The organism is Capsulimonas corticalis (assembly GCF_003574315.2).
GTDB lineage: Bacteria > Armatimonadota > Armatimonadia > Armatimonadales > Capsulimonadaceae > Capsulimonas > Capsulimonas corticalis.
In genome coordinates this window covers 1883279-1897625 of record NZ_AP025739.1, presented here as the reverse complement: position 1 = coordinate 1897625, position 14347 = coordinate 1883279, and the positions used below count along the sequence as shown (strand labels likewise).

Below are 14347 nucleotides of genomic sequence, written 5' to 3'. Positions count from 1 at the left end.
CGCGGGGCCATCGATGGAACCCCTACCCACGCGGCGCAATGCCCGCCAGCCACACGGCGAGCTTGATGCCGGCCCAGACGGCGGCGTACCCGGCGGCGACGCTTCCCAAGAGATTCACCATCGCCTGCCACGAAGAGGAGAGGCGCGCTGTTTCATACTCGAACGTGCTGAACGTGGTGTACGCGCCGACAAACCCGATCGTGATCAGCGGGCGCCAGTTGGGACTGGTCAGCACGCGCTCCGTGAGCAAGGTCATCACTAGTCCAAGTATAAAGGACCCGGTGACATTGATCACAAATGTCCCCCAGGGAAACATCGCTCCCGGCAGCTTGCCCATCACCCACGTCCCCAGCCAGTAGCGCGCCAGCGCCCCGGCCGCGCCGCCGGCCCCGATCAAACACAATTGCCACGGTGTCATCAGACTTTTGCTCCTCGGTTCTCAAACGAAAATGGCCCCCGCAGCCGTGGCGAATCGCCAGCGGTGCAGGAGCCATCAGTCAAAATATGACGGTTCGGGACGCATCGCGTCCCCGGCGGGGTCCATCGCCGAAACTTCATTCTGACCATATCATACCACAGACCGCCGCCAACTCGGCCGCCAACCCACGAATGGATTGACACGCATGGGTGTTAGCGGAGATAATCTGGACGAAGGATTTCAAAACACGTTATGGCTAGTTATCGAAACAAAGAAACATTCGTGCGGGACGCCGCGGAGCTGGGGCTGACGATTCTTCCCGCCGCCACGGGCGAAGGTCCGCAGGGCATCCGTATCCAGGGGCTGGTGGCGGAGGAACGCGGCGAACCCCGGCTCAAAGTCGGCCAGGTCTTCGCGCACGACATCAAGATCCACTTCCCGGACGCCACCAAAGGATTCGCCTACGGCCTGCACCCGGTGGACGCCCCGGATTCGAGCGGCGATATTTTCGTCGGCAAACTCCATGTGGACGACATCCGGCAATGCCATTCGGTGCTGCAATCGATCGAGTCGTCCGGGGACGAAGAGACGAAGTACGAGATTCGCGGCATCGTGCTCGCGCAATCCGCGGGGTAAGGGCCTCACTGCCCGTTCCCGGACGCATGGCAGCCATGCGCGATGGCGTCCGCTTCGGTCATATACCGGCCTTTTTTGGTCTTGCCGTAGTAGCGCGAGCCGGGGCGGTGGTAGACGTGCGTCGTCAAATTCACCCACACCATCGCCTGCAAACCGCCGGCGGGCGCGGGCGGATCGGGCTGCGCCGGCGGGACGGCGGGCGCAGGCGCGGCGGGCGGGGGAGTTTCGGAGGCGGGAGGCGTAGCCGGGGGCGGCGATTTGAAATCGCGCCAGGGCGACAGTCGCTTCGAGGGATGCTGAAGCAGCGAATCCAGATAACTTCCAGGATAAGCGAAGTTTAAGTTTTGCCCCTCGCCCCAGTTGAACGAGTTGACGCCGACAACATTGCCGTACAGATCCAGCAGCGGGCCGCCGGAGGAGCCGTGCGAGATCGGCGCGGTGGTCTGCACCACACGCAGGTTGTTCTCCTCGCGCAGCGCGCTGATGAGACCTGCGGAGACGGACCATCCAAGGCCTTCAGGATTCCCAAGCGCCACCACGGTGTCGCCCACATGGTAGTCCTGCTCGGAGGCGAGGCGCAGCGGCCTCACGGCGCCCGTATCGACACGGATCAGGATCAGGTCGTGATCCCGGTCAACAGCCACGGCGCCGGGCGATGTCGCGGATCGGCCGTCGGCGAAATGCACGGTGACGGTGGCGGCGTCCGCGATCACATGGATATTCGTCGCCACAACACCCGGCGCCAGGACAAAGCCCGAACCAAGCGCCGTGTTCGTTCCCAACTTGTCGGTGATGACGATCATGACGATCGACGGCAGGGCAAGATCGGCCACTTCGCGGATGGTGAGCGGCGTCCGCGCGCTTGCCGCAGCCGGCGGCGTCGGCGGCGCTCCGGCGTGGGCCGCGCCGGCGACGCAAGCCGAAAGAAGGCTCGCCAGCACCGCGATTTGATTGAGGGAACGCGCCGGCATACGCGAAATCTCCATTCATCCAGACTGCTTGCTGGAGAGATTTTACCACAGCTTGCCCGTTCATTCGCTTGCCCGTGCATTTGGCGAACGCGGCCATAACGGGAGTCAGTATCTAATCAGTTTATATTTATTGTATAATGTAAATTATGGGTTTACATTCCGGAACAAAAATAAACTCCGTACTCAGAACATGGCCTTCTGGGACGGCCGCCCTGTCTTCATGGCTTGAACAAATGGGCGTGTCCCGCCAGCTTCAGCAGGTCTATCAGTCTACCGCCTGGATTGAAAGCATCGGACACGGCGCTTTCCGCCGTACAGGAGACACCGTCGATTGGCTTGGCGGTCTTTACGCAATCCAGGACCAGGCGCGCCTGGATATCCACATCGGTGGACGGACGGCGCTAGGGATGCAGGGGCAAGCGCATTATCTAGAACTCAACTCTCAAACGGTTCACTTGTTTTCTCCTCGCAGCGTCAATATGCCGGCCTGGTTTAAGAGCTACGATTGGGGCGTCAAACTACGGCTGCACCATACGCACTTCCTTCCGCCCCATCTCGGACTAGTGGATGTGGAGAGTAAACTGTTCACTGTGAGAGCATCCACCGCCGCACGAGCCATGATGGAATGTCTGTATCTATCCCCCGACGAATTCGATCTGGTGGAAGCTTATCAGATCATGGAAGGCTTGAACGCGCTCCGGCCTACGACAGTTCAGCAGTTAATGGAGCAATGCCGCTCCGTCAAAGTCAAACGCCTCTTTCTCTTTATGGCGGAACAGGCGGGGCATGCCTGGTTCCGGCATCTCGATCATTCTAAAATAGAAATAGGTCATGGAAAACGAAGCCTTGTCCAAGGCGGTGTCTACGTTCCCAAATACCAAATCACCGTCCCGAAAGAATTGACAAACTGATGAGCGCCATCAAATATCAAGATCAAGTCCGCTTACTCCTCGATATCTTGCCGGCGGTCGCGGAAGAAGAGTGTTTTGCGCTGCACGGCGGCACCGCCATCAATCTGTTTGTACGCGACATGCCACGCCTGTCCGTGGACCTTGATCTCACCTACCTGCTGCTTGAAGAAAGAGAAACGACACTGGCGAATATTGCCGACGCGCTGAAATCGATCCAAGCCAGAATCACTGCGAAATCCCCCGAGATCCGAGTTTCGGTTGACGAACGCCGTGCGAAGCTTCTCTGCGGCCGTCGGCGCATACAGATAAAGGTTGAAGTAAACACAACCATGCGTGGAGCCTTGGGCGATCCAGAGATGCGTGTTCTCTGCGAACAAACTCAAGAAACATTCGATCGTTTCGCGGAAATGCGGATCATCCCTATTGGGCAGCTTTATGGCGGCAAGATCTGCGCCGCTCTGTCCAGACAACACCCTCGCGATCTGTTCGACATTAAATACATGCTCCAGACTTCAGGGTTCGACGACAACATTAAGCGCGGCTTCTTACTCTGCCTTTTGAGCGGCGACCGCCCAATGCATGAACTTATCCGCCCTGAACTCATTGACCAGCGAGCAACTCTGGAGAACCATTTTGAAGGAATGACGCAGGAGCCCTTCAGCTATGGACAGTTCGAGGAAACGCGAAGCACACTGATCGCGACAGTAACCAACAAACTCACTGAAACCGATAGAGAGTTTTTAATGAGCTTCAAGCAAGGCGAGCCGGAATGGGACCGCTACGGATTTGCCGACTTTGAGAAATTTCCCGCCGTGCAATGGAAGCTGAAAAACATTCGTAACCTAAAAGAAAGCAATCCAACCAAACATCGTGAGCAGATGGGAGAACTCAAACAAAGTCTGACCGGCGCCAGACCTTCGGCATAGCCCAGTTCAATCTGGAGAGATTTTACCAGAGCTTGCCCGTGCATTTGGCGGACGCGGCCATAAGGAGAAACCATGCGGGAAGAATTGATCGATCAGGTCGCCTGGACCGGCGGCCAATTTCTAAGCGGCCCGATCCGGGGAGTTATCCTCAGCTTCGCCGGGCTCGGCGGCACTACGAAGCTCAAAGACGGGATCGGGGACCAGGAGCAAGAGTGGGCGAACGCCGGCGGCCTTGTGGTTATGCCCTATTACAGCCCATGGGCGTGGATGAACCCGGAGACCGTGGCGTTTATCGATGAGCTGATCGAGGCGATTCGGCTCAAATACGGTCTGGCTCCTGAGACGCCCGTCATCGCCACCGGCGGCAGCATGGGCGGACACGCCGCGCTCGCCTACACGATGAACTCACGCCACGCCGTCGCCCGCTGCTACGCGCTGAGTCCGGTCTGCGACCTGCTCTACCACTACGGCGAGCGCCCGGATCTGCCGCGCACCTTCCACGCAGCCTACCATTCCTATGGCGACATTTCCGAGGCGCTCATCGCCAACTCCCCGACGCGGCAAATCGATCGGATGCCGCGAACGCCTTACTTGATCATCCATGGCGACCAGGACGACGCGGTCGCGAAAGAGCATCACTCCGACATTCTCGCGGCGCGAATGCGCGACGCCGGCCATGAGCTGACTTACCTCGAACTGTCCGGCGTCGGCCACTGCGGCCCGCTGGATGACAAGCCCCAGCGGACCGCGACGGACTTTGTACTGCGCGGCCTATCGTAGCTTCGGGCCGCCAGGCCGGCTTCCCGACGGCTTCGGACGCGCTGAGTCATGTTGAGGCTCCTCACGCTTCGGGGCCTCAAAACGCGGCGCGGGTTTTGCTTCGGTGCGCGCGACTTCATGGCGCGCCGGCTCCACGGGCCGGGGAATGGCGCGCGGCTCCGGCCTGGGCGGCTCCGCGCGGCGGATCGTCTTCACCAGATGCGCCGGCGCCGGTTTCGCGATCGGAGCGACGGACCTCGCAATCGGCGCGGCGGGCTTCGTGATGCGCTTGAAGAACGGCTTCGCGACCACCGGCCTTACGGCGTGGTGGATCGGCGGATCGATATGGCGCACGGGCGCGGGTTTTGGCAAGGGCCTCCCAGGCCGCCGAACGGCAAGCGGCCGCGCGGCGGGCTTCCGCAGGATTTTCGGAACCGGCGGAGCCAGGCGCGGGTGATCGGGGGTGACAGCCGCGTGTTGTTGTTTGGGCGGCGCCGGTTTGCCAAAGCCACGCGGCGGCAAGATATGCTGCGCCGGCGCCGGATGCGAAGCCGGCGTTAAGCGCGGCGGCCATAGACCATGGGATGGAATTCCGGGGGGACGTCCGGGAACGCGGTCGTCGTAACCATTGTGCCTGTTATGAAATGCGCCGCTGCTCGGGGCGATGGGCCGTGGGTGGAACGAGCCGTGCGGATACGGATATCCGGCGCCGCCATAGTTGAAGTTATTGACCTGATTGACGATGTGAGTGTTGTTGACGATTCGGTTGTTGCTGTTGATCTGTGTGATCGAGCGCCCCGGAATCGTGTGGACGTAAGCAGACCGCTGGGGATAATACGGCGGCTTCGGCGGGCTGGAGTGGTGCGGGCGCAGCAGGAAGTACGCGGCGGCGACCACGGGAATGGCCCACAGCCAGTTATTGTTGTGGCTGCCGTGATGCTGGGCCGGCGCGGCTTGATCGCCATGGGAGCCGTAAGGCGCGCCGTTCTCGTAATAGTTATTCGTATAATTGTTGGTGATGATCGGACGGTCGCTGTCGCTTGGCGTATCGCGTTCATAATCGCGATCGACCGCGTAGTACTGGTTTGCGGGATCGTCGGCGTAGCCGCGCAGATATCGCCCTTGATCGTCCCGCGCCACCCGATAATAACGGTCGCGCGCGGAGTCATAATACAGCGGATACCTGCGCCCGTCACTGGGAGAGCGATAGATCGGGTAAATATGGCCGGACGCATCGCGTCCAACGTCATAAACCCGTCCACTCGTATCCGCCAGCGCAACACGGTTGTTGGTATGGATCAGATGCAGATTGCGATGCGCGTGCGTCACCACCGCCGGCGCGGGCGGCTGCTGCGGCAGAACGGTATATGGCTGAAACGCCGGCGCCGGCGGGGGACTGACCGGCGAATTGACGGCGACGGAAGCCGTGGGCGCCGCCGGAGTCGAATCGTGACGGCAGCCAGCGACCGTCAATAAGCCCGCCGCTCCCCCGAACGCCAGACATACGGGAAGAAATGGACGAAATCGCCTCGGCGCGAATGTTCCAAAAGACATCGTATTCCTCCTTGATGACCCGTCCACGGCGAAACGTACTTATCTCTCCTCATGAAAGATACCGCCGCAAACGCTATTGGCAAACTCTCGATACTGCCAAGGCGAACGCCGGAGCGCATTTGTTCCCACGCCCCGCGCCGTCTCGCGCATCTGGACGATACAATGACTGTGACCTACCGCGCGACAGGAAGTTGCAGCTCACTTATCCAAAATAAACGTCACATGCCCCTTGCCGGCGTCGGCGACGATCATCAGATCGCTGGAGGAGAACTTGCCGACATTGACCAGAGTCAGGTTCGTGGGCTGGTTGCCCGCATTTCTGGCGGAAACGACAAGGTTCGTGAGTTGCGCCACGGAAAAGCGGGAGGCGTCGAATTGCAGGCTAGCGCCGGAGCTGATGAGCGTTTGCAGTTGGGAAGAGGACAGCGAGCTGATGTCCTCCGCGTGGGCGGGTGGAGTTGACGAAAGGGTCAGGTTGGCGGCGGCGACCGCCGCAACGGCGGCGAGAGCGGCGAGGGTGTACTTCTGGAACTTGGAACGCATCGGTAGTCTCCTTGGGCGCGCATGAATGTGATCTCCAGAGTCGGCGCGTGACAGGCGGCGATTAGTTCCGTTGCAACGAATTCTCGCCGATCGTGTCTCACTCAGTGAACGACAATCTTCGATCAGGAGTCGCCATGCCAATCTCACGCCCCAATCGCAAGACCACAACCATGATCGTAGTCGCTTTCGTTCTCGTTGGATATTTGCGCGAGACCGGCCACATCAGTCTCAATCTCTACTCGGCCAGCAGCAGCGCATCCAGTATGTCGAGCGACGCCTCATCCTCCAGTTCCGCCCAGCCCCTTCCGCAATCCGCCGAGGCGCTGGGCCAGCCGGCGGCGATCGTTGTGAAATCTCATGGAGACGCGGTTCTGATGAAGCGCCTTCGGGAGGCGATTGCCGGGGCGGCGGGGGCGAAACCGCCGGTCCATATCGTGGTGAAGACGCTGGAGACAAAAGGGCCTTACTGGGTTCCTCTCTACAAAACAGGCGTCTGCACCTACCATGTGCTCCTTTCCGACGGCGACCCAGAATCAACTGCTCCCGTCGGTTCTCAGCAAAGCGTTTGGTATCAGGGAACGGTGCAAGGGGAGATTCAGCAGAACGTGACGGGAATCTGCTCGGCCTACCACTTTCAGGAATTGATGGGGGACGAAGTGGGTAAGCAAGTGCGCGCGGTATTGGACAAGCACGAAAGCGCGTCTGCGGGCAAAGGCTAACGAACATCGGCCCTGGACGCATGCGTCCAGGGCCGATCGTGTTGGGGCGAATTACGCCGCGACGGTGTCGAGGTCGGCGCGGTCCCAGTGGCGGTGGGCGGCGACGGCGGCGAGGAATGCGGCGCCGAGCGCGTTCACATCGGCGGCTTCGGCGGCGCTGACGACGCCGTGAAGCTCGGCCGTCTTGCCCTTGGAGGCGGGTACGGAGGCTTTCGGAAGCGCGGCCGCCAGCAGGGCGGCGCCTTCGGCGAGCGCGCCGATGGGTTTGGCGTGCTTGTAGGCTTCGGCGATGAAGACACGCGGGTCGCCCTGGGCGGTCAGCATCGCGACGCTGTCGGCGCCGCCGGGAACGAACACGGCGTCGAAGAGTACGGAGCTGGTGTTGGCGAAGGTCTTTGTCGCCTCCACCGAGCCGCCGACGCCAGTCAGCGTCCCCAGATGCGTTCCGACGATCTCCGGAAGCGCGCCTCCGGCGGTCAGCGCCTTCTCGATGGCCTTCACCTGCGCCACATCAACGCCGTCCGCCGCCAGAATGGCGACCTTGCGGCCTTTGGCCGACTGCGGCTGACCTTCGACCAGGCTCAGGCCCGATGTGCGCTCCGCGCCGCCGGAGGCGGTGGTCTGCGTCACCGCAGCCGCGAGCACCTTACTCTGGTCGGCGGAATCGGCCGATCCAGGCGGAGTGGCCGTCTGATGGTTTGTCTGAACCTTCTCGCCAAGCGCCAGCGCGACCTGCGCCGCCAGCACGTCGTTGATCTGCTCCAGATGTCCCAGCATCCGCTGCCGGACTTCGCGCGTTCCCACCTTGCTCAGCTCGAACTGAAGCGCCTTAGCGATGTGCTGCTTTTCGATCGCCGTCTGGCTGTTCCAGAACAGCCGGGCCTGGCCGTAATGATCGCCGAAGCTTTCGCTGCGGACGCGCACCTTCGGACCTTCGACCTGCTCCGGATAGCTCACGAAGCCCGGACGCGCCGGCGTGACTTCGGCCGGCGAGTGACCGTCCAGCGAAGCCGGGGCGTAGGAAACGCGGCCCTTATTGATCGTGTGGCGCATATGGGCGTCACGCTGGTTGTTGGACACCGGGCAGACCGGCCGGTTGATCGGCAGCTCCGCGAAGTTCGGCGTGCCGAGGCGGCTGAGCTGCGTGTCCAGATAGGAGAAGTTACGGCCTTGCAGCAGCGGATCGTCGGAGAAGTCGATTCCCGGCACGATATTGGTCGTCATGAACGCGACTTGCTCGGTCTCAGCGAAGTAGTTATCCGGATTGCGGTTCAGGGTCATCTTGCCGACACGCTTGACGGGGATCAGATCTTCCGGCCAGAGCTTGGTCGCATCCAGGATATCGAAGTCGAATTTGTGCTCGTCTTCCTCGGCCAGAATTTGCAGGCCAAGCTCCCATTCGAAGAAATTGCCCATTTCGATCGAGTCGAACATATCGCGGCGGTGGAAATCCGGGTCCTTGCCCGCGATCTTCTGGGCTTCGTCCCACACCAGCGAATGCGCGCCAAGAATCGGCTTCCAGTGGAACTTGACGAACGTCGACTTGCCCTCGGCGTTGACCAATCGGAAGGTGTGGACGCCGAAGCCATCCATCTGGCCGAAGCTGCGCGGCAGCGAACGGTCGCTCATGATCCACATCACCATATGCATGGATTCGGGCGTCAGCGAGATAAAGTCCCAGAACGTATCGTGCGCGGTGGCCGCCTGAGGGATCTCGTTGTTCGGTTCGGGCTTGGCGGCGTGGATCAGATCGGGAAACTTGATCGCGTCCTGGATGAAGAACACCGGGATATTGTTGCCGACGAGGTCCCAGTTGCCTTCGGGCGTGTACATCTTGACAGCGAAGCCGCGAACGTCGCGCGCCGTATCCGCCGAGCCGCGCGAGCCGGCGACGGTGGAGAAGCGCACAAAGACCGGCGTCTTCAGCGATGGATCGGTCAAAACTTTGGCGGTCGTCAAATCCGAGAGCGATTCGTAAACCTGAAAGAACCCATGCGCCGCCGCGCCGCGCGCGTGGACGACACGCTCCGGGATCCGTTCGTGGTCGAAGTGCTGAATCTTCTCGCGGAGGATGAAGTCCTCCAGCAGGGTTGGGCCGCGATGGCCCGCCTTCAGCGAGTTCTGGTCGTCGGTGACCGGCTGGCCCTGGTTGGTCGTCATCGGCTCCGTGTCCGCCGTGGTGACGGACGCCAGGTCCTGATCTTTGCTCGGCAAGCTGGATATCTGTTTCTCGCTCATGAGTGCTGGTCGTTCCCCTTCGTCGAATGAGTAGCGCGCCCCGTGCGCGTGTTCCATTGAAGGGTGTCCGTTTCTCATGGGATTTAAACCGTGCGGGCGGGGTCTTTACAAACGCCGTCATTTTCAGTATTATTCGCACAAACTTGGGAAATGAACGGGGGAGTTCGCGCTTGAAAGGAATACTGACATTGATCGTCCTATCCGCTTCCGTGGCCGGCGCCGTCACGCCGGGCCCGGCGGCGAAGATCGCGCGTGTGACCGGCGCAACGCCGGCGGGCGAAGCGCTGCCGAACCCCAATCATACGGATCAAAGCGATGCGCTTCTGGGGACCGATCTTGGGATTCTCTGGGACGGGGGAGACGGCGAGATTCGAGTTGTGTTCGGCGACACCTACGGCAAGGGCTGGGGAGGGAACGGCGCCGGGCCAAGCGAGGCGGACTGGCGCAGCAATGTGCTGGCGCTCTCACGCGACGCCGATCCGGCGACGGGCCTGGCGTTTAGCCGCATGATCCACGACACGCCCGGACACGCCAAAGAGCTGCTGCGCGCGCAGCGGAATGAGAAAGAGTGGACGATCATTCCGACGGCCGGCGTATCCGTCGGCGCCCGGCAATTTCTTCACTATATGGCGGTGCGGCATTGGGGCGCGCCCGGCTATTGGGACACCAATGAAGGGGGGATGGCGTATTCCGACGACGGCGGCGCGACGTGGACACGGCCCAGCACTCCGCTCTGGCCGAACACGCCGGCGGGCGACAGCAAATTCCAGCAGGCCGCCTTCGCCAAAATCGGCGAAACGGTCTATCTGCTCGGCACGCCGAACGGCCGTCACGGCGACGCCTATCTCGCGCGCGTTCCGGGAAGCGCCATGCTGGACGGCGCCGCCTACCAGTACTGGGACGGCTCCGTGTGGCGGACCGGCGATGAGGCGGCGGCGCGCCCGGTCGTGCGCGGGCCGATCGCCGAGCTATCGGTCGCGTATAATTCTTACTTCCATCGCTGGCTGATGGTGACCCTGGACGAAAACCGCCACGCACTCGTCCTGCGTGATGCGCCGGCGCTGATCGGGCCGTGGACGGATGGGAAAATCCTCGCGAGCGCGCAAGATTTTCCTGCTCTCTATGGAGGCTACATCGATCCGATCCATAATGCGGGGCCGGATCTCTATTTTACGATGTCCCAGTGGACGCCGTACAATGTCTTCTGGATGCATGCGTCTCTGAAACGGTAACGGGACCCGTCAGGCGTGGCGGCTCGCGGGAATCTCAACGATCAGCGGATGATCGCTCAGCGTCAGCGGGACGGCGTTGATTTGATGGTAGGTCAGGACCGGGTCCGCGCCGACCGTCGGATCGTAAACCTTCACCAGGCCGTACACGCCGCCCAGGTGGACGGTGACGCTGCTGGCGCCCTCGATCTGTTCGCCCCACACGATCAGCTCCCATGCGCCGCCGCTCTTCTGAAGCAGCAGATCGTGGACTGTCGCCGGTTCGTCGGGAATGGCGTAGCCGAGTTTCCCCGGCTTCCGCGCGGCGCCATTGTCCGCCAGGATCGCCGTCAGGTTGTGCAGATAGACGGCCGCCTTGCGCGGGGAGTAGTCCGGCTTGTAAAAGCCGAACTGCTGGTTGCCGGCCTCATCCACGCGGTCTCGGAGCAGGTAAACGGCGGTGTAACTCCAGCCGCGCTTAAACTGGTCCAAATACATGCTCAGGAGATTCCGAGCGTGGATCTCCTCTGTCACCGGGCCGTCGATCATACAGCCGGTTTCCGTGGTGACTCGGGGCAGCGAAATGAGATCGGCTTCCGAATATCCGGGAAAATGACGCCCCCATGTCAGGCCGTACTCGCCGTAAAGCCCGTCTACCTTGCAGGTCTGGGTCGGATCGGCGGCGTTCCACGTCTTGTTGTCCGCCAGACCGGGCGAGTTCGGGTGATAGATATAGTTATGGACGTTGGCAAAGTCGGCGTATTTGGCGCCGTCCGGCATGACCGCCCCCGCACCCTTCGGGATTGCCAGAAACTGCAGCCCGACATTGTCGGTCTCGGCGCCGTTCTCGCTGATGGACCAGACCGGATACTTTTTCAAGACGGGATCGCTTTTGACGGCCTTGTAGAGACCGCTCTGTAACTTCGCGACCGGAACCCATGTCAGGTTCTTGCCGCCCGCCTCGCCTTGATAGGTCACGCCCCAGTTGTTTGGCTCATTGGGCCCTTCCAAGGCCAGCAAAGCGCCGGCCGCCGCGAGCGGCTTCGCCGTTTGGATGAGCTTGGGGATATCCGAGCCGCCGCTCAGCAGCCCCCAGCTCAGCCGCGCGCCCGTTTCTTTGTGCAGCGCGATCAAGTCCTGGAGTGGAATATCGCCTTCGGTCCCCGAACGGAACCAGCGGATCCCAAGGTACTTCGCGCAGTCGATGGTCTTTGAAAGGCTCTCCCCGCGTCCGGAGATCGCGGAGTTCACCCCGAGAGAGTTGAGGAAATCGGCGGCGCTGACGGCGTTTGCGCCCGCCGCTCCGGCGGGCGTCGGCGTGGCGGTCAGGCCCGCCAGCAGCAGAATGGGAAGGCAGAAGAGTGCGCGTCCGCGAAATCGAATGCTCATGGATCCTTTATACCACGGATCCCCCGGTCAAGACGAAGACGCGCCAGAATCGCGGCGGATTCTGGCGCGCCGTAAATTCACCGTTTGGCCTTTAACTAATTCAGCGTCGATTTATACGTCGCGCGAAGCCAGTACGCCGGCTTTGGATTGGCCGTCGGCGTGCTGTCGGAACGGATCTTGAAGGTGTACCATCCGTTGCTCGGCGCGGTCGCGGTGATGGTCGCGCCCTGCGCCGTGCCCGACAGGTAGGTTTTGGTCGCGACGGCGGTTCCAGCGGGGTTGTCGAGCTCCAGCTTAATGTCCGTGCTGGAGGTCCATGACGCCGTGTCGTAAAAGAGCGCGCCGGTGACCGGCGAACCGCTCGCCACCCACACGCGGCAGACCTGAATCTGCGCGGTGTTGTCGGCGGGCTTGATATCCAGATCCTGCGCGCCGGCGTACTCCTGGGTGGTGGCGACGCCGCTGACGGTGAAGCCGCCGCTCACGCCAGCCGGCGCATAGCAGACATAGCCGTTTCCGCTAACCGCCGCCGGCAGGGCCAGGGTCACATTGCCGCCGCCATCGGTCGTGACGTCGGCGGCGTGGCCGGTGTAGTCGTGCAGATGAACGTTGGCGCCGAAGCCGGTGGCGCAGGTGAGATTGTAGCCGTACCCCGTGTTGTTGTTCAGGCCGACGAGCAGATGGGACCCGCCCTGCCGCTCGTAAACAAAGGCCAGGTTATTCTTATAGCGCTGGAGCGTCGATCCCGACGCCAGCTTTTCGTGAATCCAGACCAGATTGTTGATCGGGGTCTGCAAGCCGTAGCACCCCGAATCGGTGCTGTAATCTTTGTAGAAGACGCTGGGATAGCCTTCCGAGGTCAGAATATAGGCGTACGCCAGCATCTTATTCTGTGTGATCGGCTCGGAGCGGTCGGTGTCGTGGTTCTCGACAAAGGTCACGGCGTGGTACGGATCGCTGCCTGCCAGGCCCGCATGGTCCAGGTTCGCCATATTAAACGACGAAGGACTGTTGCACATCTGCTTGAGCTGGCTGCGCAGCGGGAAATCGAACGCGCTGCTGCGCCCCTGCATGCTTGTGGAGACCCAGTAGGAAACGTTGCTCAGATTGCTGTCGTAATACTCGCCGACGGCGAACTTACCCGCCATCGCGCCGTAATTTAAGAAGGGCAGCAGCCAGTCGGTGGAGATCCCAAGGACATCGTCCAGACGATATCCCTGCAAGTCCAGCGCCTTCGTCTGCCAATCCCCCGCAGCCTCCAGTCCGTTATAGACCCAATGGCTGGCCCCGTTGATCGGCGCCAGGTCACGGCCGAAGCTGGCCTCGCCGCTGCCGGCCGGAACATTAGAATCCTGCGGGACATTGGGGTGGAAGTCATACTGCCCTTTTTGGAAACGGCCGGAGTTCGCGTTGCCGTAAGCGTCCAGATAATGGAAGTTGTAGTACCCGTCGTCGCCGCTCCGATGATTGTCCACGATATCGGCGTAGACGTTCAGACCGTTGGCGCGCATCATGGCGCAGCAGCGCTCCAGCTGCTCGCGCGTCCCGTATCGAGTCGTCGTCGTTCCCATCTGAGTCTTCGAGCCGAGATCGTAGTCGTCGAAGGGATCGTAACCGTCGGAATAGCCTCCCGCCGCTCCCTTCAGCGCCGGCGGCAGCCAGACCGCCGTGAATCCGGCCAGCCGAAAGGCGTTGGCCTGGCCGGCGAGCTTATCCCACCACCACGGCGCGCTGCTGCTTCCGGCGGCGTAGGAAGGCACATCCCAGTAAAAACCCTGAAGCAGGACATCCGCGCGGCTGGGCGCGGCAGACTGAATAGCGATTGCAGCAAAAGACATTATTACTAACGGCTTAAGATGACGGCGGCAAAACGGACGAAACATGGCGAAACCTCCATTGGTGTCCTATACAGATCTTCCCCAATCGTTTGGGGGATCCTGTCACGAGCATTCTATCACGATCGTTTTCGTTTGTCAAGCAAAGAGCTCGTCTCCGCCATTTGGAAATTTGGACGCCGTGTCCTTCCAAAAATATCTGAATAATAATGCTTCGTCGCCCGGCCACGGCGGGTAAAT

The 14347-nt window shown here is 61.3% G+C and carries 13 protein-coding genes and 1 riboswitch; of the genes, 6 read left to right on the top strand and 7 right to left on the bottom strand.

What is annotated here, in order from left to right; genetic code table 11:
* Positions 1–22: 22 nt before the first annotated feature.
* On the bottom strand, positions 23–418 hold the full coding sequence (crcB, locus tag D5261_RS08060; RefSeq protein ID WP_119322610.1) for a fluoride efflux transporter CrcB: 396 nt from the start codon (positions 416–418) through the stop codon (positions 23–25).
* A gap of 59 nt (positions 419–477) precedes the next feature.
* A riboswitch (Fluoride riboswitch) is annotated at positions 478–557 on the bottom strand.
* Between the two features lie 113 nt (positions 558–670).
* Here crcB and D5261_RS08055 point away from each other — a divergent pair.
* Positions 671–1054: a hypothetical protein gene (locus D5261_RS08055; protein ID WP_119322611.1), complete on the top strand. Its 384-nt coding sequence runs from the start codon at positions 671–673 to the stop codon at positions 1052–1054.
* Positions 1055–1059: 5 nt separating this feature from the next.
* Here D5261_RS08055 and D5261_RS08050 read toward each other — a convergent pair whose 3' ends face one another.
* The gene (locus D5261_RS08050; protein ID WP_165864354.1) at positions 1060–2025 is read right to left on the bottom strand and encodes a S1C family serine protease; all 966 of its coding nucleotides are present in this window, start codon (positions 2023–2025) and stop codon (positions 1060–1062) included.
* Between the two features lie 146 nt (positions 2026–2171).
* On the opposite strand from D5261_RS08050, the gene D5261_RS08045 reads away from it, so the two are divergent.
* The 3 genes from D5261_RS08045 to D5261_RS08035 all read left to right on the top strand — a co-directional run bounded on the left by D5261_RS08045 (position 2172) and on the right by D5261_RS08035 (position 4642).
* Positions 2172–2936, top strand: coding sequence for a type IV toxin-antitoxin system AbiEi family antitoxin (locus D5261_RS08045; RefSeq protein ID WP_119322613.1), 765 nt, complete (start codon positions 2172–2174; stop codon positions 2934–2936).
* Positions 2936–3862: a nucleotidyl transferase AbiEii/AbiGii toxin family protein gene (locus D5261_RS08040; RefSeq protein ID WP_119322614.1), complete on the top strand. Its 927-nt coding sequence runs from the start codon at positions 2936–2938 to the stop codon at positions 3860–3862. Before D5261_RS08045 ends, D5261_RS08040 begins: the two co-directional genes overlap by 1 nt.
* 72 nt (positions 3863–3934) lie before the next feature.
* Entirely contained in the window at positions 3935–4642 is a 708-nt protein-coding gene (locus D5261_RS08035; RefSeq protein ID WP_119322615.1) for an alpha/beta hydrolase family protein, read from the top strand.
* Here D5261_RS08035 and D5261_RS08030 read toward each other — a convergent pair.
* Complete coding sequence (locus D5261_RS08030) at positions 4634–6175, bottom strand: hypothetical protein (protein WP_119322616.1); 1542 nt, start codon at positions 6173–6175, stop codon at positions 4634–4636. The two genes, D5261_RS08035 and D5261_RS08030, sit on opposite strands and share 9 nt — an antisense overlap.
* A 198-nt stretch (positions 6176–6373) precedes the next feature.
* Positions 6374–6718 carry a hypothetical protein gene (locus D5261_RS08025; RefSeq protein WP_119322617.1) on the bottom strand — a complete coding sequence of 115 codons (345 nt, stop codon included), beginning with the start codon at positions 6716–6718 and terminating at the stop codon, positions 6374–6376.
* Positions 6719–6852: 134 nt separating this feature from the next.
* Here D5261_RS08025 and D5261_RS08020 point away from each other — a divergent pair, with 134 nt between their 5' ends.
* Complete coding sequence (locus D5261_RS08020) at positions 6853–7437, top strand: hypothetical protein (protein ID WP_119322618.1); 585 nt, start codon at positions 6853–6855, stop codon at positions 7435–7437.
* Between the two features lie 51 nt (positions 7438–7488).
* Here D5261_RS08020 and D5261_RS08015 read toward each other — a convergent pair whose 3' ends face one another.
* A complete protein-coding gene (locus tag D5261_RS08015; protein ID WP_119322619.1) occupies positions 7489–9675 on the bottom strand; it encodes a catalase in 2187 nt (728 codons plus the stop codon).
* A gap of 170 nt (positions 9676–9845) precedes the next feature.
* Here D5261_RS08015 and D5261_RS08010 point away from each other — a divergent pair, with 170 nt between their 5' ends.
* Entirely contained in the window at positions 9846–10907 is a 1062-nt protein-coding gene (locus D5261_RS08010) for a glycoside hydrolase family 183 protein (RefSeq protein WP_301002451.1), read from the top strand.
* Between the two features lie 9 nt (positions 10908–10916).
* Here D5261_RS08010 and D5261_RS08005 read toward each other — a convergent pair whose 3' ends face one another.
* A complete protein-coding gene (locus D5261_RS08005) occupies positions 10917–12272 on the bottom strand; it encodes a glycosyl hydrolase (RefSeq protein WP_174721486.1) in 1356 nt (451 codons plus the stop codon).
* Positions 12273–12367: 95 nt separating this feature from the next.
* Entirely contained in the window at positions 12368–14110 is a 1743-nt protein-coding gene (locus D5261_RS08000; RefSeq protein WP_165864355.1) for an alpha-amylase family protein, read from the bottom strand.
* Positions 14111–14347 lie beyond the last annotated feature (237 nt).